Genomic DNA, 22,141 nt, shown 5'->3' on the forward strand with positions numbered 1-22,141 from the left:
AATGGAAGCCATTATTGAAAAGCCCAAAAGCACCCCTAGTTTCTTTGGTCACCCTATAGGCCTTTTTGTGCTGTTTTTCACAGAGATGTGGGAGCGGTTTAGTTATTATGGCATGCGGGCTATCCTGATGCTCTTTCTGATCGATAAGGTGCAGGGGGGATTGGGGTTAAGCGAAACCGAAGGGGCTGCTATCTATGGTATCTATACGGCATCTGTTTATTTGCTTTCCTTACCGGGCGGCTGGATTGCCGATACTCTTTTGGGCCAACGCAAATCCATCTGGTATGGCGGGATCATTATCATGCTTGGCCATATCATTCTGGCGGTCCCGGCTGGCTCTGGGATTTTTTATTTAGGACTCTGTACAGTAGCTATGGGTACCGGACTGCTCAAACCTAATATTAGTAGTATTGTTGGTGAATTGTATCCAGAAGGGGGAGCCCGTAAAGATGCGGCTTTTTCTATCTTCTATATGGGCATCAACCTCGGCTCGTTGATTGGTATTTCGGTAGTTGGGTATCTGGGGCAACGGGTTGGCTGGCATTATGGGTTCGGGGCTGCTGCTGTGGCCATGGCGCTGGGGCTGATAACCTTCCGAACGCTTGGCCAGCGCTATCTTGGTGATCATGGCAATTACATGGCTGCTACAAATACGGATGGACAATCGTCGGGTAACAACCGATCATTGCTGGCGTTTGTGGCGTTCCTGATTGTCGTATTGGCGACACTTCAGGTAACGGGGGTTTTAGACATGACCACGGCACAAGGACTAGCGAAGGCCATGGGAACCATTATCTGCCTGATCGCCGTCAGCTACTTTATCTATATTCTGGTTGCTGGTGGGCTCGACGCTGTTGAGAAAAAGCGGGTAGTGGTGCTGTTTGTTTTCTTCATGGCGTCGGCTTTGTTCTGGGCAGGCAATGAACAGCAGGGATCATCGCTACAAATCTTTGCCGATCGCTATACCGATCTTAACTTTTTTGGCTGGCTAATGCCATCGAGCTGGTTTCAAAACCTGAATCCGGCCTTTATTCTCATCTTCTCACCGGTGCTGGCTTCTTTATGGGTTTTTCTGGCGAATCGGAAACTCAATTACACGGTGCCTGCCAAATTTGCTACGAGTTTACTGTTACTAGGGCTGGCTTACGTAATCATGGTCATTGCTGCCAAACTAGCCTTAACGGGTGGGTTGATCTCACCTATCTATCTGTCATTTACGTATCTGTTCTTTACGTTGGGTGAGTTGTTTCTGAGTCCGGTGGGACTGAGCGCGTTTTCCAAGCTGGCCCCTAAGCGATACACGAGTCAGTTGATGGGTCTTTGGTTTGTTGGTACATCGCTCGGTAACCTGATTGCTGGTCTGTTTGCCGGTGGCTTCGATGGGGAGAATGTCCAGCAGATGCCGTCCATGTTCCAGAGTGTGGCTTATTTCAGTTTAGGTTTTGGTGTGCTGCTGTTATTGCTGGCAAAACCGCTAAAAAGATGGATGGGAGGGGTTCAATAATAGGTTTACTTACTATATTGTAAGAACTCCAATAGTATAAAAAGTCATCTTTTGGTGACTTTTTATACTATTGGACTATAATGAGATTATTTTCAATTAAATTGCCTTATAGTTGCCGTGATATTAACAGGCTCATTGTGGATATACCGCTCAGTAAATAAAGTGTTACCCAAATCGACTTTTATGATCTAAAGAAGAAAATCACACGTACATAAATTTAGATTTTTGGATTTGTATACACTAAAACATATTGTTTAATTCTAACACATGTTCGCTTCATTGACCGATGAAGAATTACTTCGTCAATGTTTTCCATCGCAACCGAATCAATGTTTTGAAACGCTCTATAATCGATATGTTAATAAGGTCTATCGTCGTTGCTTATCAATGACCAAAGATGCCGATCAGGCACAGGATTTTACGCACGACATTTTTATAAAGGTATTTAACAAGCTAGATGCTTTTCAGGAGCGGTCGAGTTTTTCTACGTGGCTGTATTCCATTGCGTTTAATTATTGTTCCGATCAGCTTCGTTTGGCAAAGCGGCTTCCTATGACTGCCATAGAAGATGAACTGGAACAGAATAGAGCGGAATCGACAGAGGCTCACCTGCACGAGGAAACACTGCATATTGTAAAGCAGGCTATGGATAAACTTTCGCATAAGGAAAGAGCGCTGCTACGGTTGAAGTATGAAGACGGCATGAGTATTGACGAAATTGCCCAACTCTATGACCTGAAACCAAGCGCTGTTAAAATGCGACTGAAACGAAGCCGGGAGAAAGTCTACAGCCTGTGTGCACAACACGTTTTGAATTGAGCAAAGCTTCATTTTAATTTTTTTAATTTATTTGTGACTTTTTGCCTAGTTATTAGTCAAAAGTTAAGAAATATGTTACTGATGTATTGAATCAAGCTCGATTTGATTTTTGCTCAGGCATTTTTGTTGACAAGTCTTCGCGGTTACTAGCGTCATTTTTTAAAATCGGGTAGACGCTATAGTTATTCATCAATGGCCGGCTGATATGCTGGCTTCTGCATCTGGTCGACTACCTAATCGACATAAACGATCCTTTCAAAATTATTGCCTGCCTGTAGCCGCCAATAGATTACCAATTTGCCGGGCGGTTCGGATTAGATTTTGCTCTGTATGACTAAGAGCGGTAGCTAAGTCGGTTGGGCTATTGCCAATCGCTAGCAGCATATCGAAATACTGTCCGAGCCCTTCATGCTGTTCAATTGGGATTTTACCGGCAAGACCAATAACGGGAAGATGCTTTGCTTTGGCCCGGTACGCCACACCATACGGACCTTTACCGTGTAGGGTTTGTTCGTCGATACTGCCTTCGCCCGTAACAACAAGATCGGCATTGTCCACCGCTTCATCGAAACCGGTGAAGTCCAGAAAGAACTCGATGCCATTGATCAGCTTAGCATTCAGGAATGTATAAAGCCCTGCCGATACGCCACCTGCAGCCCCGCCATGTTTGATCGCTGCCATATTGATACCCGTTACTTCCTGGGCCACTTTTGCCAGCGTAGTCAGGCCAGCATCCAGTTTTTTAACCATTTCAGGAGTTGCCCCTTTTTGTGGCCCAAACACAGCCGCTGAACCCTGATCGCCCAGTAAGGTATTCTCGACATCGCAGAGAATAGAAATGTCGCAGGCTAAGGCTCTTGGGTCCAGCCCCGAAACATCAATTTGGGTCATTTCAGTAAAGCTGCCGGGTTCAGTAAGTTCGTGGCCCGATGCATCGAGAAAACGGATGCCTAATGCCCGCAAAATACCGGTCCCTCCATCGACCGTGGCCGATCCGCCGATAGCCAGTACCAGTTGCTTTACTCCCTTATCCAGCGCTAGTTTAATCAGTTCGCCTGTACCAAATGACGTAGCCTTCAGTGGGTTTAACTCGTTGGCTTTAACCAGATGCAGACCAGATGCGCTGGCCATTTCGATTATGGCTGTTTCGCCATTGACTACTAGTCCAAACGAAGCGATTATTTGTCGGCCAAACGGGTCGGCTACGTCGGCTGAGATAAGTTGCCCATTGTGCTTACGAATCATTAATTCACCCGTGCCATCGCCACCATCACCGATCGGGAAACACTCACATACGCAGTCGAGCGTACTTTTCTGAAAACCTTCCTGAATGGCAAGGGCAGCGTCCAGCGCATTAAGACTGTGCTTAAAGGCATTAGGAGCAATCAGAATGCGGGTACTCTTCATAATGTAAAAGCCTTATTTATTGACAACATTGACCGGATTGCCATCGATATAAGCCGCCAGGTTCGATACAGTAATATCCATCAATCGAGAACGGGCTTCTTTGGTTGCCCAGGCAATATGCGGGGTGATGAGGCAGTTTTTAGCCGTAAACAATGGGTTATCGGCCGCTGGTGGCTCAACTGACAGTACATCGATACCAGCTCCAGCAATTACGTTGTTGTTTAACGCATCGGCTAAATCCTGATCCACGACAATGGGGCCGCGAGAGGTATTTAACAGGAAGGCTGTTGGCTTCATCCGCTTCAAATTTTCCTGGTTGATCAACCCTTTGGTCTCTGGTGTCAGGGGGCAATGAATACTGACCACATCCGATTGTTCCAGAATTTCCGGCACATCGGCCCAGCGGAAGTTTGGCCGGTGCGACTGATCGGTCTGGTGTCGTTTGGAACCTAGAACAGTCATGCCGAAAGCTGTGGCAATGTCGCCAACTTTCTCACCGATGCTGCCAAATCCAATGATTCCCATCGTTTTCCCGGCCAGTTCTACCAATGGATAATCCCAGTAACACCAATCGACAGAGTTGGCCCATTTGCCCGCCCGCACAGTGTCGCTATGGTGTTTGACGTGCTGGGTTAGTTCGAGCAATAACGCAAAAGTCATCTGCACCACTGAGGCCGTTCCATAACCGGGTACGTTGCTGACAATAATTCCTTTTGTTTTAGCGACGTCTGTGTTAACGATGTTGTAGCCTGTGGCTAAAACGCCAATAAATTTCAGGTTGGGTAGGTTTTCCAGTACCTCTTCACCCAGTGGGGTTTTGTTGGTAAAAATGACTTCAGCGTCTTTGGCCCGCTCCAGCACTTTATCGGCAGGGGTTCGGTCGTATACGGTCAGGTCGCCGAGTTTTTCGATGCCTTCCCAGGATAAATCGCCGGGGTTCAGGGTGTATCCATCCAGTACTACAATCTTCATTTTTGTTTGTCTCGTTTCAGAAGTCATGTATATAAGATTATAACACAGAGATACGCGGAGGTAAGGGAGTTACACAGAGATGGGTTAAGGAAAGGCCATCGGAGTTCTCTGTGTGTCTTTGTGTTGCTCTGTGTATCTCTGTGTTATAATTTACCTTAAACCCTTGCCCAAGCTTCGTTTAGAGTCCGTTTGGCGTTGGCAATTACGACATCCGGGTCTTCATCGCCAAATGGTTTGACTTCAAAACTGAAGATAGGAGGATTTTGCGTGTTCAGATAGCCAATATCGAGCAGTACTTTCAGGTAATGGGTTACTTCGGCCACATCGTTTTCGCCATTCGGGAAGCCAAAACGAGGGTGAACGTCACCGTAAGCGGGCATATCCGGGCTTTTGACCACGCAGTTGCCGACGTGGGCATGGGTAATGTAGTCTTTTACGGGTAACAGCGATTCTTCAATGGTTTCGTGGATCAGCGGAATGTGGCTCAAATCGACCATGAGTCCGAAATGATCGTGCGTTTTCCGGACTTCCTGGGCATAGCGTAGGGCCAGATCCGCCGGGCCAATCAACGATTTTTTGTCAACATCATAATCGAATACTTCCAGCGAAACCTTCATATCGCCCTTGCTTTTGGCATAAGCGCAGATTTCATTCGTTGATTCGACCAGCAGTTCGAAGGCTTTTTCTTTCTGTGCTTCGTCATATCTACCACTCAGGAATGAAAAGCCTGTAGCACCGAGTTCATACGCCTGATCGATACCTTCTTTGACGTTGGCAAGCGCCTTTTGTCGACCTTCTTCATTAGTGTCGTTGAGGTTTAGCCCCGTAGTAAGCAGCCGAGGTTGAGCCGCAAAGGCAACCTGCATATGGGAGGCATCCAGCAGACTTTTTACGTTCTGACGCACAACAGGGTCATTGACCGTGGTGATTTCGATGGCGGTGAAATAATCGTCGAGTACTACTTTTTTAATGGTTTCGAGGATAGGTCCGTCACCTTTCATGGTTTCCGGGAAAGCCATAAAATGAACCAGACCTACCTTCATGTACTTGCAAAGTGGAGCAGTCATAAATAGATCGTATACGAAAAGTTGCCAGACTTACATGGCCTGTACGATCATAGACTGAAAAAGGACCCTTTAGTACTTAGTTTGCGTAATCAGGAGTTTGTGCTTTTTTCTTGTTACTTACCAGAACCACGGTAGCTAATACGGCCAGAAGAATAGCCAGACCGATGAGATAGGTATAGCCTTTGGATAAGTCGGGAGTTGCTGCTGCCTTTGAGCCTGTAAGCATCTCGTAGACGGGAATAATCCATTTGAACACATAGGCCTGCGCCAGCGTGAGCACACAGATGAAAGCCAGCATAATGAAACTGTGCTTGACCGTGAATCGGAATAAATCCGACTCCTTGCCCACCAGATCACCAGCCGCAGCCGCCACCGCAATCGACTGGGGAGAGATCATCTTACCAACCACCCCACCCGACACGTTGGCCCCCACACTCACCACTGGATCAACCCCAATGGATTGGGCCGTGGCATACTGTAACTTGCTGAACAGGGCATTAGCCGAGGTATCCGACCCGGTGATGAATACGCCCAGCCATCCCAGTACCGGCGCAAAAAACGGAAACCAACTGCCCGTCTTGGCAAGCGCATCAGCTAGCGTAAGTGTAATCCCGGAATCATTGACGATATAGGCAAAACCCAAAACTGATGCGATGGTCAGAATGGGAAACCGAAGCTGATGGAGCGTAGCCCCAAAGACTTTCAATCCTTCGCCATAGGTCAGCCCAACTAATGGTATCGCTACCATCGACGCAATCAGAATGGCCGTACCGGCCGCCGACAGGTAGTTGAACTTGAAGACTTTAGCCAGCAACGTACCGTCCTGACCCTGAATAGCCTGATGCAGACCCGGAAACTCGAACTGAAGTTGTCCGTGGGCATTGAGCACGTCCTTGATCGACTGCATCCCCCAGAAAATGACCATGATCGTGAGCAACAGGAATGGGCTCCAGGCTCGCAGTAACTCCCCACCCGAATAGTGAATCGAGCTATCGAAAGTAGCCGCTGGTTCGTTGGCAAACCGCCAGATGGTTTTGGGCTTCCAGACGCGAAGGAACGTCATCAAACAGATGATTGACCCCAATCCGGCAATCACATCGGGCAGGGCAGGCCCCAGGTAATTCGACGAAAACCACTGCAATAAAGCAAAAGCTCCTCCTGACACCAGCACGGCGGGCAGCACCTCCTGCGCCTTCTTAAAACCGGCAATAATGGTCACCAGGTAAAACGGCAGGATCACCGACAGAATGGGCAGGGTTCGTCCCACCATCTGGGAGATGGGTAGTTCAGGAATGCCCGACACCTGGGAAGCGACCGTGATGGGAATACCGATGGAGCCGAAGGCAACGGGAGCGGTGTTGGCAATCAGGCAGATGCCGGACGCATATAGGGGGTTGAAGCCGAGTCCCACCAGCATGGCGGCTGTGATGGCGACGGGGGCGCCAAATCCAGCGGTACCTTCCAGGAAAGCCCCGAAGGAGAAGGCGATGAGCAGGGCCTGAAGCCGTCGGTCGGAGGTGATGGAGGCCATGAAGTGTTTGATGATGTCGAACTGACCGGCCTTAACGGTGAGGTTGAAGAGGAAGACAGCCATGATCACCAGCCAGCAGATGGGAAACAAGCCATAGAGTGCCCCGTGCGTAGCTGAAAGCAAGGCGAGTTTGACAGGCATGCCATAAACCGCAATGGCGATAACCATAGCAATGACGATAGCAATCAGACTGGCCTGATAGCCTTTCATCTTACGGATAATGAGTGCCCAGAAAATAAACAGGATGGGCAGGGCAGCTACCAGTACCGATAAGGTGATGTTGTGAAACGGGTCGATTACTTGTTTCCAGACCATGATTTGAAATGGTTATGTTCGTTTTGTGGTGTCGGTTTCTCAAAACCGACATGATTGCTGACGCGGAATGTCGGTTTTGAGAAACCGACACCACTCACTAGGCCAGATCCAGAGCGACGATTTCGTGGTCGAGAATCTTGGGGACCGAGACCATTACTTTGCCGCCCTTTAGTTCAAACTTAGGTTTTTGATCACTCATCAGTAATCTCACACCCGCTACTTTCGCACCCGCTGGGACCGGAACAGCAACCTGTGCTTCCACGGGAATCAACTCTCGAAACGGCCCTTTCATCATCATGGGATTGGTCAGGTTGACGAGGTGAACGGTCATGGAGTTAGCCTGCCGCCATACGTGTACATCGATCACACCCGGACCCTTGACGGTAGCAACCGGCTCTTCATCCAACGCCCAGTTTACCACATTGCCAAGCAGTTGACCGTGATCGATACTAAGCAGTTGCCAGAACGATCGGTCCAGATCACCGGGAATGTAGGCCACACGGCCCTTGCCAACCTGACGCAGGTACAATTCTCGGGTATCGGTCTGTGGTACGCGCGGATAAACATCTTCCATCGGCAGATCGGGGTAGGTTGGAATGAGCGTTATCGGACTGGGAAAATTGGTTGCTGTTGGCTTTACATCGACTTTGTAAATGGCGTTGATAATGCGGGGAGTATCGTCCAGTCCTTTCAGAATCATTTGAGTCTGGCTGTCTTTAGTGCCCTGTTGTAGATGCAGGTAGCTGTTTCGCATCGGGCCTTCTACCTTCTGGTCGTACGATACACCAAACAGGCTGGCCAGCCCAAAATCCGTTCGTTGTTTGCCTTCTTCATCATATAATGAGGTTTCGAACGTAGCCACCACACTACCCCCTTTATCGACAAAAGCCTGTATCTGTTTGCACTGCGTGTCGGAAAGAGCGGCAATATTGGGCAGGATCAACAGTTTGAACCGCTTAAGATCATCGGCTGAAAGGAGTCGATCGTTGACCATATCGAACGGGATACGGTGTTCCACCAGCGTATGGTACATGCCGTCGAGGTGGTCACCGCTTTTCTGCTGCCAGGGCTTTCCGCCATAATTTCGGTCAGTTTGTTCGGAATAGACCAACCCCACCCGAGCCATTGGTGCGGTATTGCGGAGGTATTTCTCATGTTTGTAGTAGCCTTCGTACACCTTCGCTATGGACTCCATCCAGCGTTTGTCGTAAATATCACCGCCAAATTTTACAAAGCAGGGACGCATGCCATTGGCGGTTCCTTCGGCGACCCAAATCCGAATTTCGGCATCGCTCTGCACGGAATCTTTCCAGCGGAATTCTTCTTCAATGCCCACACTGAAAATACCAATCAGGGGTTTCATGCCCAGCGTCGAGCGAAGTTCTTTGGCACCTTTGCCATTGGCCCAGGGTGGAATCAGACCTCGGCGAGCCTGCTGGTCGGCGAAGAACAGGTCGGCCTCTTTGCCCGTCATAACCTTGTCGGGGAAACCATTAGGTATAAATCGCGACGTAGGTTTAACCTTACGAATGCCCTCGTCCCAGGTTGCCCACACGTCGCGGAGCCGCTTCATACGCCATTCGGTCCATTTGCGATAGGTAGGGTCGAGTTTATCGATTTTCCGGGGTAAGTCCAGTCCGGAGTAGGCTTTAAAGTTGCGCTGGCAGTTGTCGCAGTAGCAGGTGTCATGGCCATGCCAGCGGTTTGAGAAAATACCCTCCGGCTGAAATTTCTCCATGATCTCTCTGTTGACCAGGGGCATGAAATCAAAACTGTAAGGGCCGAGGGCACAGGTTACCCAAAGCTCTGGATTGGCCCAGTGACGGCGTTTCTGACCATCGGCCGTGACTGCAATCCATTCAGGATGTGCATCGTACACATTCTGCCGGACAGCGTGGGGGTCGGTCCGAAGCATGATTTTCATCCCCTGCTTGCGACAACCTTCCACCAGATAACCCAGTGTGTCGGAGTTGCCCATGAAATCGCTGCGGTGGTGCAGCGGAATCTGAGTGTGATAAAACGCGACGATACCACCGGCACTGAGTAGCGCGCCATCGGCATGAATGCGTTTGAAATAGTTCAGCCAGAAATCGGGATCGTAGTGGCCGGGGTCACGCTCCACAAAGGCAAGTTGTACCCAGCGCATCGGGCCGTCGAGCCAGTAGGTTTCAGTAGGGGCTACGGTAGGAACCAGCGTGGATGGGTTGGCCAGAACGGAAGGATCCGAAAGGGCATAGGCACCGCCCAGAAGACTACTAGTTTTTATGAAATCTCGTCGTTCCATGAATTGCAGGAGCTTTCGCTCACGGTAAGGCTATAGGATCGTTACAACTATGTTTTACTGGCGACCAACCAGATCGCCCGCTTCGGCTAACTGAATGTCGCGTTCCACCTGCGGTACGTATTTGGACCAACTGAAGGTTCGGGCATCGTTGAAAGCCTTTTCCTTCGAGACATACCCATCGATGTAGGGCACCTCGTGGTAATGACTAGTGGTAATAGCACTGACAGTACGCCAATGGGTGAGACATCGGGTTAACAGGCTAATGGCTTCCTGCTGGTGCGCTTTATTCTGCGAAAGCCGGTACGTTTGTAGAGCCACCCCAGCCCGAAGTTTATCGGCAAAATACCGGCTCAAATAAGCCCAGGTTTCCAGATCGGCCAGCTCACAGGCTAGCGTCGGGGAAGCACCCGGCCGTAATTGCTGAACATTCGCCAGAACCGTTTTGCTATCAGTATCCAGCCAATTGGCCAGGGTTAGTGGGCTAATTTTACCGGCTGGTAGGGAGCTATTTGCCTGCTTTAAAGCGGCAAAATCTTTAATCGACAGGTAGGTTGGATCTAAGGGTTGGTGTTCGATCAGTTCATTGATGGAAATGAATGCCGACACATCATCCTGAAACCCTTTACCGGCTGAAAAAGGAGATAAAAAGCCTTCCGAATAGAGCGTATAATCCCAGGTCGATGCAAAAAAGGAGGCAAGTCGTAAGGGCATCTGACTGGCAGCAGCGATAGCTTCCAGCATTGGTTTCCCAGATTTGACCCCGTAGCGACTGGCAAAACCAGCTTCGAATACCGCATCGGGCGTTTGAGGGTCATAGAGCAGACGGCCCCAGAGCTGATAAAACAACCACTGTTTTTCGAACGCGTACGTCCAGGTTCGGTGTGGGTTATCGATATGGGAATAGTCTTTGGCTGGAATATATCCTTCTGAGCCAACGAAATAGCCATTCACATGCGGAGCTGTATTCTGCGCAATATGCCGACGAATAAAATCGGGCTGGCCCCACCGAAGGATGAAAAAGTCCTCATTCCGAATCATCCACTCAATGCGGTAGTTGCTGGGTAATGGATTCCAGTAGCCATCGTCACGTTTGCCTGAATGTGAATCATGCGTTAGAAGAAACGATGGAGTCGAATGACCGTGTGACCAGTTGAATTTGATCTCGACCAGAGTGGTATCGGGCAAATGGGCATTGTTGATCACTCGTCGCATCTCGGCTGGATCGGCGGAAAGGACAGAACGATGCAAAAACTTAACCGGTCGATTGGCAGCTTTGATACCCGCTACAATGGTTTCTTCGAGCCAGTCTTCCCGGTCTTTGGGCGTCATATCGGGTAGAGTAGAGCCTACTGCTTTGAAGTTGCTCATCCAGTCGGCCAGGGTAATGCCGATGCCAGCCAGATCAGGATACTCGTTGATGACTTGTGTTACCACTTCGCGCGTGTACCGTTTGACAATGGCAGAGGTATCGTTCCGTTCGTTGACCCCGTAATGCTTCGCAAATTCGGGTGAAACGGCAATGTTCCAGTTGACAATGTACGGATCGATTCCCCGCTCTTTAGCCATTCGAAACAAGCCCGTCCAAAAGCGCTTCCAGTCGGCCATCTCTTTTGCTGAAAAGGTATTGGCTTCGGGGAAATGGGTTGGCTTTACCATAAACGAGAAGGGATGAACGTTCCAGAGCGACAGAACATTGAAGCGGTTCTCGGCCATCTGATCCAGTAGCTTTTGCCAGTAGGCCAAATCCCGGCAGGTTTCTTTATGCACATCCATCACCCGACCTGTTCGGTACGACGACCACGGCAGATTAACCTTCAGCGCCCGGACCGTAAAATGGGGGTTTACCGTTTTGGTGCTAATAGATTTCCAGTTTTTCCCCATCCGAATCTGTTCTGCAACTTCCATGGCGCCATACATCGCTCCCGTTGCATTGGTGGCTGTTAACTGGAGTTGATTAGCCTGGTAGCTAATTCGATAACCTTCCTCCCGAATGGATGAATTTGCCTGAGCAGGCACCACCCGAATGGTAATAGTAGCAGCCGAGTTAACGGACTTTCTATCAACCGGATAACCAGCCTGCCGGAGGGCTTTTTTCAAATGATCAACGCCAAAGCGAATCGGGCTGCTGGTAGTGTCGAAAGCAATTGTCAGCATTGATTTTCTGGCCTGCCCGAACAACAGCATTGGCCAGAAAATCAGTGTCACTAACCCGAAACGAACGAATTGACCAGTCATACCGTAGCGTGATCGTAGGGAAAATGAGGAATAACGGGTACGAGGAGGCTTAAATCCACCTTGCTTTGAAAGAATAATCAACAAAATCAATCCTATCAGCTCGCAGCTTTAGCTGTGGGGCTCTACCAATCGATTCCATCAAAATGAACCGTTCCAACGGTTTACTGGCGTTAAACCGTTGGAACGGTTGCAGAGACCCCTTCTACTTTTCCTACCCATAGCTAAAGCAATGGGGTGATAGGGCGAGGGTTCTGTTATAAATTCCGTGCTTTCAATTGGGCAACGGCATAACTGGCGGCCCGTGCTGTCAGTGCCATATAGGTCAGCGATGGGTTTACGTTGGAGGATGAGGTCATACCCGAACCATCGGTTACGAACACGTTTTTGCAGGCATGTACCTGGTTATACTTGTTCAGTACCGAAGTTTTAGGGTCTCTACCCATCCGCGCTGTACCCATCTCGTGAATCCCCAGTCCCATGTGGGCTACCGGGTTATCATAGGGCGTTACGTTTTTGAATCCGGCGGCTTCGAGCATTTCGGCGGCATCGTTCATGATATCCTTCCGCATCGCCAGCTCGTTCTCGCCAAAATCAGCGTCGAATACAAGCTGAGGTAGGCCCCACTTATCTTTCTCCGTTTCGCTGAGATAGAATCGGTTATTCGGGTTGGAAAGCACTTCGCCAAATCCGGTAAGGCTAAACTTCCAGGGACCAGGTTTCGTCATCTGGTTTTTAAAATCGGCACCAAAGCCCGTTTCGGCTGCCCCCCGCGACCAGTCGGCCCGGCTGGCACCACCCTGGTAGCCAAAGCCCCGGAGATAGCTGCGTTTGTCGGTCCCCCAGTTGCGGAAACGCGGAATGTATAAACTCCCTGGACGCGAACCAAAGTAATAGTCATTCTCAAAACCTTCCACATCGGCACGAGCTCCAATGGCCAGGTGGTGGTCCATCAGGTTCCGGCCCAGTTGCTCGCTATCGTTTCCTAGTCCATTCGGAAAACGGGCTGATTTCGAGTTCATCAGAAGCGACGTAGAGCCGATGGTACCCGCGTTCAGGAAAAGAACTTTTGCATAAAACTCTCGTACTTCCAGCGTATTCTGGTCAATAACCCGTACGCCTTTGGCCTTCTGCGTCTTTTCATCAAACAGGATTTCTTTGACGATCGCATTGTGAACCATCGTCAGTCGGTTCGTATTCCGGGCGGCTGGTAGAGTAGCGGCCAGCGAACTGAAATAACCCCCATACGGGCAGCCACGCGTACAGCGATTCCGAAACTGGCAATCAGTTCGGCCGACGGCCAGATGCTGCGGTTGCGCTTTGGTCAGGTGAGCGACCCGGCCAATCGTAATGGGTCGGTTCAGCTTCTGCGCTACGGATTTTTTCAGATGAAGCTCAGGTGCCGTCATCGCCATGGGAGGCAGAAAATAGCTGTCGGGTAAAACGGCCAACCCTTCGGCCTGACCACTGACCCCCACAAATTTTTCCACGTAGGTGTACCAGGGAACCAGGTCTTCATATCGGATGGGCCAGTCGATTCCGATGCCTTCTTTGGCATTGGCCAGAAAATCCTGGGGATTCCAGCGGTAAGTATGTTTGCCCCACAACAGTGACTTGCCACCTGTATGATAAGCCCGAATCCAGTTGAACGGGCGTTTCTGGATGTATGGATTTTCTTTATCGTTGGTAAATAGGTATTGCGAGCCTTCTTTGGCGGAGAAGAACATGGTCGCATAGTGTTCTTCGGCGGCTACATTCGTGATTTTACCCCGGTGCGCAAACTCCCAGGGGTCTTTCATGGCGTTTTTGTAATCGGCCACGTGCTTCAGTTCATACCCCCGTTCGAGTACGAGCACGTTTAACCCCTTTTCGGTAAGTTCTTTAGCCGCCCAGCCGCCCGTCATGCCCGATCCAACAACGATGGCGTCGTAGGTCTGCGCTTTGTCTGCTTTGATATTCAGGTTCATATTTTTTTCAGGAGTGAGGAGTGAAGTATTAGGAGCGAGGAGTGAGAATGCTGACGCAAAAAAATGCTGCCGGATGGATTCTCGCTCCTCGCTCCTAATACTATACTTGATTGCCGTACATGAAGTCTTTCTGGCCGGGTTTGATTTTGATGGCTTCGAACCGTCCGGGAATGGGCTGGTAATCGAAGGAGGCCTTGATGCCGGGTTCCGACGTGAAGTAGCCCAGTAGGGTCAACTCTTTGGTAATGAGCCAGTACGTGGGCGACGTTGACGTTTGAGCATCGGCTTCTACCTGTTTGAGCAGCGCAGTTTGCTGATCGGGGCTGATCGTCAGGAAGTTCTTGCGCTCCAGGTCACTTAAGCCCGTCAGGAAGGCATCCTGAGCCGGTTTTTTGTAACAATCCCGCAGCATAAGGTCGATAAAGTCGGGAACACCGGCATCGATTGCCCCCGGTGTGTCGGTGCGGGGTAAAATCAGTTCGGCAGTTCGGGCCACGATTTCGCGTTGGGTTTCGGTCAGAAATGAGCCGATTCGTTGGGGCCGACCGCTCGAAACAAGCTGTTCCCAGCGATTCATGGCCTGTAGGGTCGGTGCTGAGAGGGTGCCCCCCAGTATCCAGGTTGCTCGTGTTAGGGCTTCCCGTCTGTTCATGTGATGCTTTTGATTTCGGTTGATTCGTTACGGTGTGATGTCGGAGCTTTACCTGCGACACCATCCTGTTCGATGATTTGACTTAAAAGGCCGTCAGGCGATTTTAATACCCCGGATTCTGCTTAATTTTTTCTTTATTCATATCAATCTGGCTTTGTAGGCCTGGAATACCAGATTATTGTCGGTCAGCGTGTTGGCCAGTCGAATCTGATCTTTCTTGCTGTTCAGGGCTGCTACAGCTCGACCCGTGCGACCAGATAAAACAATGGACTAAATTTTTAAACCACATGTTGAGGATATATTGGCGCAGCAATGCTTTTGTTGAAAAAAGTTGCCGTTAGCTGTACCATTTAGCTTACCTGCCTCACCACGTCAACCCATTGGATAGCGTTAAGCACCAATGACCTTTCCTCTCTTAAATTGCTTTCTGCACCGTTAAATTCAATTTTTTGAAAAAATAATGAAAACGGACTAAGTGTTTTCGGGCGGCTCATCGTCTTTACCAAGAGAAGTTATTAGTTCAAAGGACGATTCAGTGGCTCAGTAAGGAATCATTCGTAGAGGAAAAAATCAGATGAACCACCCACTTCAGTTACCCGTAGAGATGGGACAAGTCCTGCCACTTAGACAACGGCCTGAACCGGGGCTATTGACGGTTCAGGAATCGGAAGAAACAGGCCCGCCATCGTCTGGAAAGGCCGGATGGGATAATGAATTATTCCTGCGGAAAGCCTTTCAGGAAGACGTTGAACGCGGTATCAGTTTGCTATTTCGGCAATACTATGCCCTATTGTGTAGCCATGCAGTTCGGTATGTATCATCTAAAGCCATCGCCGAAGATATTGTCTCGGATATTTTTTATGAATTTCAGGCCGAGTCGCGCTACCAGACCATTACGAGTTCGTTTCGGGCTTACTTGTTCACTGCCGTACGCAACCGGGCGTTCGATTACGTACGGGCCGAAATGCGGCATAATACGTCGCTGGAAAATGCGGAGCTGATGCCCGCTCATAAAACCCAGAGCCCGGATTCGATTACCCAGTATGAAGAGTTGTATCACGACGTCGAAAATGCCATCAACGCCATGCCTGTGAAGCGTCGGCAGATTTATATTATGCACCGATTCGAAGGTAAAAAATACCAGGAAATTGCGGATGAACTCCAGTTGTCGCTACGAACCGTTGAAGCGCATCTGTTTCAGGCCATGCGGCAAATCAGGAATACGTTGAAAGATAAATGGTTAGTAATTATATGCCTGTTAAGCCAGCTTTAGCCTTGAATCCGTATTTTTCATTATGATGACTACGTAGTTTTCGTGTTGAAATCGTCATGATAGTATTAACATTTTATTGATGAAAACTCAGGTATCAAAAGAATCGCTTCTCAACTACTTTGCAGGCCGGGCAACGGCCCTGCAAAAGCAGGCTATTGACGAGTGGGCGAAAGAAGAGGATAACCGCGAGCTGTTTTTCGAGTATCTGGCTATGTGGGAGAGTCAAAATCCGCAATTCATTGCCGACGACCGAAAAGCGCTGGATCGGCATCGGCAGCGGATGCTCGATGGAGTAGCCAGAGAAGTAGATACTGAATCCACACCACTTGAAGAGCCTGTTATACACCCGCTAGGTTCAACCTGGTATCGCTGGCTGGTAGCGGCCTCGGTTAGTCTACTCCTCCTCGCCAGTGGGTATTTGTTCAGGGATTCGATTCGCTACACCACCTTCGAAACCGGCTTTGGGCAAACACGATCGCTGACACTGGCCGATGGGAGTCAGATTACACTGAATGCCAATTCGTCGTTGCGGGTACCCCGATTTGGCTTTGGGCAGAAAACGCGTGAGGTAGTGCTGGCGGGCGAAGCCGATTTCTCCATTAAGCACTTGCCTGATCATCAGAACTTTGTGGTACGGACCGATAAGCATTTTGAAGTGGTAGTGCTGGGTACGGAGTTTATGGTGAATACCCGCGAGCAGACCAAAAAAGTGGTGCTCAATAAAGGCAAGGTGCGGCTGTTTTATCAGGAAGGGCAGACGAATAAACAACTCACTATGAAGCCTGGTAATCTGGTTACCTTCGACAATACCGGGAAAGTGAGTTTAAAACTAACCGAGAAACCGGAAAACTATAGTTCCTGGAAAGAGCACCGCTTTACATTTGACGGGACTACACTGGCTGAAATCGGCACCTTGTTTAAAGAAAACTACGGTATTGTGCTGCAAATTCCTGACAAGGCACTAGCTCAGGAGACCATTTCGGGGGCTTTTAAAGCCTATAGTGCCGATGAGTTGCTTGAGACCTTGACGAGTATAGCCAACCTGAACTACCGACAACAAGGCGATACCATCATTATAACCCAAAATCATTAACCAAGAACCCCTTAACTAATTATGAAAAAACTCATACGTCTGCTACTCCTTTTCGGAGTAGTCCTGGGAGGAGTACGGCCGGGATTTTCGCAGGTGCTGGCCAAAGCTCAACAACTTCAGCAACGGGAGGCCTACCCGAAAGGGGCTTCGCTGAAGCTGAAAGAAGTCCTCAAAAAGCTGCAGGACCATTACGAAGTCGATATCCTTTTTTTCGACCGGAATGTAGAAGGCATGGTCGTGACCGAGAATACCATCAACTTCAATGCAAACATTGAGCAGAACCTCAACGCTGTGCTGAAACCGCTTGGCTTACGGTATAAGAAAGTGCGAAATGGTGGGTATGTAGTGATGACAAAAGAGCCGGCTGGCAAGGCTGAAACCAGCAGTAGCCAAACACCTACCTCGTTTCAGGAAATTCCGAACAAACCTGAAGAAACCGATAGTCGCGAATCGGCCATGACGCTTCCTGCAAAATTGCCTGCAGAGGCTAAACTAGCTGACATTCCGGTTCAGGGTACAGTAGTAGACGATAAGGGTGAGGGGTTGCCTGGTGTCAGTATCGTCATTAAAGGTTCTCAGAAGGGAACAACCACCGATGCGCTGGGAAAGTACCGAATGGATGTGCCGAACACATCCGCCGTGCTGATTTTCAGTTACGTAGGTTATCTGGCGCAGGAAGTAGCCGTGGGTAATCAGACCACCCTCGATGTTACGCTGAAAGCTGATAACAAAACCCTCGATGAGATCGTCGTTGTGGGGTACGGTACGGTTAAAAAGAAGGATTTGACCGGTTCCGTTGGGGTAATCAGTAACAAAGAAATCAAAGACCTGGGTGTCACCCGAATCGAACAGGGGCTGGCCGGACGGGTCGCCGGGGTTCAGGTAAAAGTTGTTTCGGGTGAACCAGGTGCCGCTCCACAAATCCGCGTACGGGGTATTGGAAGTATTTCGGCCGGGGCCAGTCCGCTGTATGTGGTCGATGGCTTTCCCACCGATAATATCCAGACCCTGAACCCCAACGACATTGAAACACTGGATATTCTGAAAGACGCATCTGCCACGGCTATTTACGGGTCGCGTGGTTCCAACGGGGTTGTGATTATCACCACCAAACGCGGTAAAGCCGGTAAAGCCAACATTACGCTCGACACCTACTACGGCTGGCAGAGTGTATCGAAAGTGCCCATCATGAAGAATTCGAAAGAACAGGCTCAGTTCTTCTACGATGGCATGCGCAACAAAAACCTGGATGCAGGTAAAGACGTAACGGGACCACCAACGTCTTGGGCAACGCCCGTACCGGCCATCATCATGGATGTGCTGGAAGGCCGGAACACGACCGACGAAAATTCACTGAACAAAGTCCTGATTACGGCTCCTCAGCGCCAGATTCAGCTATCGGCTACGGGTGGGTCAGAGAACGTTCGGTATGCGGTCAGTGGCGAATATTTCAATCAGGACGGGATTATCATCAATAGCGGTTTTAAGCGGTATTCGATCCGAAGCAATATCGATGCCCAACTAACAAAGCGATTAGCGTTAAAATTAAGCGTAAACCCTGCGTATACAGAGCTGCGTTCTCTGCCTTCAACGGGCGTGAGTGGTGGTACGGCCAGTACACTGGGTATAGTAGCATCTACCTTGCAGGTTCACAATTTCCGTCCGTTAGTGAATCCCGACGGAAGTTATTTTAATTATGCCGGTCTGGCCGATATGGCCGACATCTACAATCCACTAGCCGTAGCTCAGGAAACTATCACATCACAGAAAAACCTCCGATTGTTGGGGAATATTAATCTGGAATACCAGATCATTAATGATTTAAAATTCAATGTACTCCTGGGGGGTAGCCTGCTGAATAACAAAGGCATGTACTTCCGCCCGCAACGGGCCTATTTTGCCAACGAACTGCCCACCGGTTCGGACAACGCGGGCCTGATCACCAACTGGCTGACGGAGTACACCCTGAACTATAATAAGACGATCAATAAACATTCAATTGCTGCCTTAGCGGGTTTTACGGCACAGAAAGAACGGGGCGAAACCAGCTCGATGACGAGCAATAAGTTTCCGAACAACCTGGTACCTACGCTGAGTGCTGTGGGTGGATTGATCACCAACGGAACCGCCAACATCTACGAATGGTCGCTGATGTCGTATCTGGCACGTGTCAACTACAACTACAACAGCAAATATTACCTGACCTCTTCGATTCGAACGGATGGTTCGTCCCGGTTCGGAACTGAGAACAAATACGGTATTTTCCCCTCGCTGGCCGTTGCCTGGCGGATTTCGGATGAAAATTTCCTGAAAAACCGACGCGAGATCTCCGAGTTGAAACTGCGGGCCAGCTATGGCGTAACGGGCAACAACAACATTGGCAACTATGACCAATACGCTACTGTCAGCTACGAAAACTATGGTTTGGGCAACAGCGTAGCCACAGCTATTGCACCTGGCCGGATTGCCAATCCCAGCCTGACCTGGGAAACGCAGACTTCGCTCAATTTTGGTGTCGACGCTAGTTTTTTCAATAGTCGAATCACGGCTTCCATCGACCATTTTACTTCACGCAATACCAACCTGCTGCTGAACGTAAATATCCCAAACAACACGGGTTTCAGCACGGCGTTGCAAAACATTGGTGAGGTCAAAAACACAGGCTGGGAATTCGTACTGGGAACGGTCAACGTCGATCGGAAAATCAAATGGTCGACTGACTTTAACCTGTCTACGTACCGCAACAAAGTGGTCAAGTTAGGCCCTCAGGGCGATCCGATCTATTCGGGCAACAACGTAACCATGATTGGGCAGCCCATCGGTATGTTCTATGGCTGGCTGGTCGACGGGATTTTCAAAACGCAGGCCGAACTGGACCGGGGACCCATTTATAACCCAGGTGGCAGTGACCGCTCGCACGTAGGCGATATTCGGTTTGTCGACATCAATGGCGACGGGGTGATCACCAATGCTGATAAAACCATCATGGGCTCGCCTTATCCCGACTTTTTCTACGGCATGACCAACCGGGTTACGTATAAAAACCTAAGCCTAAGCGTCAGTCTGCAAGGATCAAAAGGGAATATGGTTTACAACACCTCGCGGGGTGGTGGCAACAGCGGCCGGGCACGGGTGAGAGGCTATGCGTTCAGCAACAACTACTGGAAGTCGGAGCAGGATCCCGGTGATGGCAAAACCCCTCGCCCCAACGATACGCCAACGGGCGGTGTTCGCCTGCCGAGTCAGTTGTTTCTGGATACAGGTACCTACCTGCGGATCAACAACATCACCCTGGCGTACGTGATTCCATCAACCATTACTCAAAAGCTCAAGCTGAACTCGCTGCGGGTATATGTCAACGCCAACAACCCATTCATCTTTACGAAGAATACGGCGTTCAACCCGGATGTCAGTACGACCGAAAATCCATTGACGCCGGGGGTAGAGGCCAACGATTATCCGCTGCCCAAAAGCCTGATGATTGGTTTGAATGTAGGATTTTGAACCGTATCTCGACAACTAAACGACTTAGCCAAATGAAAAAGATAATTTGTCTACTTACGCTGGCATCGGTGCTTACCACATCATGTCAAAAGAGTTTCATCGAATTGAACCCCATTTCCACTGTGAGCGTGGATGCCGTCTACAAAACGGATAAAGATTTCCAGGATGCTGTGGTCGGTATTTATGCCATGCTGCGGAATCAGTATCAGGACTTCTGGATTTTTGGCGACCTGCGGGCCGACGATTCCTGGCACGCACTGGGCAACGATGCCTTCCTGGTGTCGGTCGATAAGTTCAACATGAACAGCGATGCCAACCTGATGATCTCGACCTGGCGCAACTATTACAGTGCCATTAACCGGGCCAATCTGGTTCTGTCGAAACTGGAAACGGCCGACCCGGCTGTGGTGACGAACAAAGATCGGCATATGGGTGAAGCCAAGTTTCTGCGGGCGTTTGCCTACTTTGATCTGGTCCGTATATTTGGCGATGTGCCGCTCAATATCAAACCCACAACCGCCGACGAAGGCTACACGAAAGTTCGGGAGAAGGTCGATAAGATTTATGATGAGGTGATCGTCAAGGATCTGATGGATGCCGAAACGAAGCTACCGGCCAAATACACGGGCGTCGATGTTGGTCGGGCGACTAAAGGAGCGGCCAAAGCGATTCTGGGGCGTGTGTACATGACTCGCAAGGATTTCGTGAAAGCCGAAGCTAAGCTTCAGGAAGTAACCACACTGGGGTACGCGCTTCTGCCAAACTACAGCGATCTGTTCGACTACACTAAAGACGAACACCACAGCGAGTATATCTTCGATATTGAATATCAGGACGGTAACCTGGGAGCGGGTAGCGGTTTTTCGAATAAGTTTCTGCCCAAATCGGCCAACTCAGCCGCTGAAGCGTTCTACGGCGTAAAAGGCGGGGCTGGGGAGCAGAACACCCCCACGCTGGCGCTATTCGACTCCTTCGACCCGAAAGACCCCCGGCGCGACATTACCGTAGCCAAAGGGTACACGGATAACAATGGGGTGTTTCAGGGCTTTTTACAGATTGCTACGTTTACCAAAAAATACCTGGCCGCTACCAATTCGCTGAACGACAGCAAAGCCAACTGGAAAGTAATTCGCTATGCTGATGTGTTACTGATGTATGCCGAAGCCCTCAATGAGAATGGCAAAACCGATCAGGCACTTACCTATCTGAATCAGGTACGTACACGGGCCAAAATGCCAGCCTACACGACCATGACGAAAGACCAGCTTCGGGCTAAGATATACGACGAGCGCGTCTACGAACTGTCCATGGAAGGCGTTCGCTGGTTCGATCTGGCTCGTACAGACCGGCTCGCAACGGTGCTTGGGCCACTGGGTTACAAGCCATTCAACGCTCTGTTCCCCATTCCACTGGTCGAAATTCAGATTATCAATAACCCGTCGGTTCTACCCCAAAATCCGGGCTATAGTTGATTGTTTTCCCTCACCCCTAGCCCCTCTCCCAAAACGGGGGAGGGGGACT

14 protein-coding genes are annotated in these 22,141 nt (G+C 49.7%); 6 read left to right on the forward strand and 8 right to left on the reverse strand.

Features of this window, described 5'->3' with window-relative positions; genetic code table 11:
- The first annotated feature begins 1 nt into the window (after position 1).
- A complete protein-coding gene (locus ACYVFD_RS21280; protein WP_461092515.1) occupies positions 2 to 1,504 on the forward strand; it encodes a peptide MFS transporter in 1,503 nt (500 codons plus the stop codon).
- Positions 1,505 to 1,771: 267 nt separating this feature from the next.
- On the forward strand, positions 1,772 to 2,323 hold the full coding sequence (locus ACYVFD_RS21285) for an RNA polymerase sigma factor (protein ID WP_461092516.1): 552 nt from the start codon (positions 1,772 to 1,774) through the stop codon (positions 2,321 to 2,323).
- A 261-nt stretch (positions 2,324 to 2,584) separates the two neighbouring features.
- Here the strand turns inward: ACYVFD_RS21285 and ACYVFD_RS21290 are convergent, their stop codons facing one another.
- The 8 genes from ACYVFD_RS21290 to ACYVFD_RS21325 form a co-directional block, all read right to left on the reverse strand.
- Complete coding sequence (locus tag ACYVFD_RS21290; RefSeq protein ID WP_461092517.1) at positions 2,585 to 3,730, reverse strand: glycerate kinase; 1,146 nt, start codon at positions 3,728 to 3,730, stop codon at positions 2,585 to 2,587.
- Between the two features lie 12 nt (positions 3,731 to 3,742).
- Entirely contained in the window at positions 3,743 to 4,702 is a 960-nt protein-coding gene (locus tag ACYVFD_RS21295) for a D-2-hydroxyacid dehydrogenase (RefSeq protein WP_461092518.1), read from the reverse strand.
- Between the two features lie 155 nt (positions 4,703 to 4,857).
- Positions 4,858 to 5,769 carry a sugar phosphate isomerase/epimerase family protein gene (locus tag ACYVFD_RS21300; RefSeq protein ID WP_461092519.1) on the reverse strand — a complete coding sequence of 304 codons (912 nt, stop codon included), beginning with the start codon at positions 5,767 to 5,769 and terminating at the stop codon, positions 4,858 to 4,860.
- A gap of 76 nt (positions 5,770 to 5,845) precedes the next feature.
- Positions 5,846 to 7,615, reverse strand: coding sequence for an L-lactate permease (locus ACYVFD_RS21305; protein ID WP_461092520.1), 1,770 nt, complete (start codon positions 7,613 to 7,615; stop codon positions 5,846 to 5,848).
- A 97-nt stretch (positions 7,616 to 7,712) separates the two neighbouring features.
- Positions 7,713 to 9,899: an alpha-amylase family protein gene (locus tag ACYVFD_RS21310; RefSeq protein ID WP_461092521.1), complete on the reverse strand. Its 2,187-nt coding sequence runs from the start codon at positions 9,897 to 9,899 to the stop codon at positions 7,713 to 7,715.
- 54 nt (positions 9,900 to 9,953) lie between these two features.
- On the reverse strand, positions 9,954 to 12,134 hold the full coding sequence (locus tag ACYVFD_RS21315) for a hypothetical protein (protein WP_461092522.1): 2,181 nt from the start codon (positions 12,132 to 12,134) through the stop codon (positions 9,954 to 9,956).
- 254 nt (positions 12,135 to 12,388) lie between these two features.
- Positions 12,389 to 14,098: a GMC oxidoreductase gene (locus tag ACYVFD_RS21320; RefSeq protein WP_461092523.1), complete on the reverse strand. Its 1,710-nt coding sequence runs from the start codon at positions 14,096 to 14,098 to the stop codon at positions 12,389 to 12,391.
- A 100-nt stretch (positions 14,099 to 14,198) separates the two neighbouring features.
- Positions 14,199 to 14,750: a gluconate 2-dehydrogenase subunit 3 family protein gene (locus tag ACYVFD_RS21325; RefSeq protein ID WP_461092524.1), complete on the reverse strand. Its 552-nt coding sequence runs from the start codon at positions 14,748 to 14,750 to the stop codon at positions 14,199 to 14,201.
- A gap of 574 nt (positions 14,751 to 15,324) precedes the next feature.
- On the opposite strand from ACYVFD_RS21325, the gene ACYVFD_RS21330 reads away from it, so the two are divergent.
- The 4 genes from ACYVFD_RS21330 (at position 15,325) to ACYVFD_RS21345 (ending at position 22,092) form a co-directional block, all read left to right on the forward strand.
- Positions 15,325 to 16,023: an RNA polymerase sigma-70 factor gene (locus tag ACYVFD_RS21330; RefSeq protein WP_461092525.1), complete on the forward strand. Its 699-nt coding sequence runs from the start codon at positions 15,325 to 15,327 to the stop codon at positions 16,021 to 16,023.
- A gap of 79 nt (positions 16,024 to 16,102) precedes the next feature.
- Entirely contained in the window at positions 16,103 to 17,116 is a 1,014-nt protein-coding gene (locus ACYVFD_RS21335) for a FecR family protein (RefSeq protein WP_461092526.1), read from the forward strand.
- A 21-nt stretch (positions 17,117 to 17,137) separates the two neighbouring features.
- Positions 17,138 to 20,620 carry a SusC/RagA family TonB-linked outer membrane protein gene (locus ACYVFD_RS21340; RefSeq protein ID WP_461092527.1) on the forward strand — a complete coding sequence of 1,161 codons (3,483 nt, stop codon included), beginning with the start codon at positions 17,138 to 17,140 and terminating at the stop codon, positions 20,618 to 20,620.
- A 32-nt stretch (positions 20,621 to 20,652) separates the two neighbouring features.
- A complete protein-coding gene (locus ACYVFD_RS21345) occupies positions 20,653 to 22,092 on the forward strand; it encodes a RagB/SusD family nutrient uptake outer membrane protein (protein WP_461092528.1) in 1,440 nt (479 codons plus the stop codon).
- The last annotated feature ends 49 nt before the right edge of the window (positions 22,093 to 22,141 follow it).

It is taken from the genome of Spirosoma gilvum, assembly GCF_054776815.1.

Bases quoted from the DNA above. Each gene is read 5' to 3' on its own strand.
- ACYVFD_RS21330 (WP_461092525.1), top strand. From the start codon at position 15,325: ATGAACCACCCACTTCAGTTACCCGTAGAGATGGGACAAGTCCTGCCA.
- ACYVFD_RS21320 (WP_461092523.1), bottom strand. From the start codon at position 14,098: ATGAACCTGAATATCAAAGCAGACAAAGCGCAGACCTACGACGCCATC.
- ACYVFD_RS21295 (WP_461092518.1), bottom strand. From the start codon at position 4,702: ATGAAGATTGTAGTACTGGATGGATACACCCTGAACCCCGGCGATTTA.
- ACYVFD_RS21335 (WP_461092526.1), top strand. From the start codon at position 16,103: ATGAAAACTCAGGTATCAAAAGAATCGCTTCTCAACTACTTTGCAGGC.
- ACYVFD_RS21340 (WP_461092527.1), top strand. From the start codon at position 17,138: ATGAAAAAACTCATACGTCTGCTACTCCTTTTCGGAGTAGTCCTGGGA.
- ACYVFD_RS21310 (WP_461092521.1), bottom strand. From the start codon at position 9,899: ATGGAACGACGAGATTTCATAAAAACTAGTAGTCTTCTGGGCGGTGCC.
- ACYVFD_RS21290 (WP_461092517.1), bottom strand. From the start codon at position 3,730: ATGAAGAGTACCCGCATTCTGATTGCTCCTAATGCCTTTAAGCACAGT.
- ACYVFD_RS21280 (WP_461092515.1), top strand. From the start codon at position 2: ATGGAAGCCATTATTGAAAAGCCCAAAAGCACCCCTAGTTTCTTTGGT.
- ACYVFD_RS21300 (WP_461092519.1), bottom strand. From the start codon at position 5,769: ATGACTGCTCCACTTTGCAAGTACATGAAGGTAGGTCTGGTTCATTTT.
- ACYVFD_RS21325 (WP_461092524.1), bottom strand. From the start codon at position 14,750: ATGAACAGACGGGAAGCCCTAACACGAGCAACCTGGATACTGGGGGGC.
- ACYVFD_RS21345 (WP_461092528.1), top strand. From the start codon at position 20,653: ATGAAAAAGATAATTTGTCTACTTACGCTGGCATCGGTGCTTACCACA.
- ACYVFD_RS21315 (WP_461092522.1), bottom strand. From the start codon at position 12,134: ATGACTGGTCAATTCGTTCGTTTCGGGTTAGTGACACTGATTTTCTGG.
- ACYVFD_RS21285 (WP_461092516.1), top strand. From the start codon at position 1,772: ATGTTCGCTTCATTGACCGATGAAGAATTACTTCGTCAATGTTTTCCA.
- ACYVFD_RS21305 (WP_461092520.1), bottom strand. From the start codon at position 7,615: ATGGTCTGGAAACAAGTAATCGACCCGTTTCACAACATCACCTTATCG.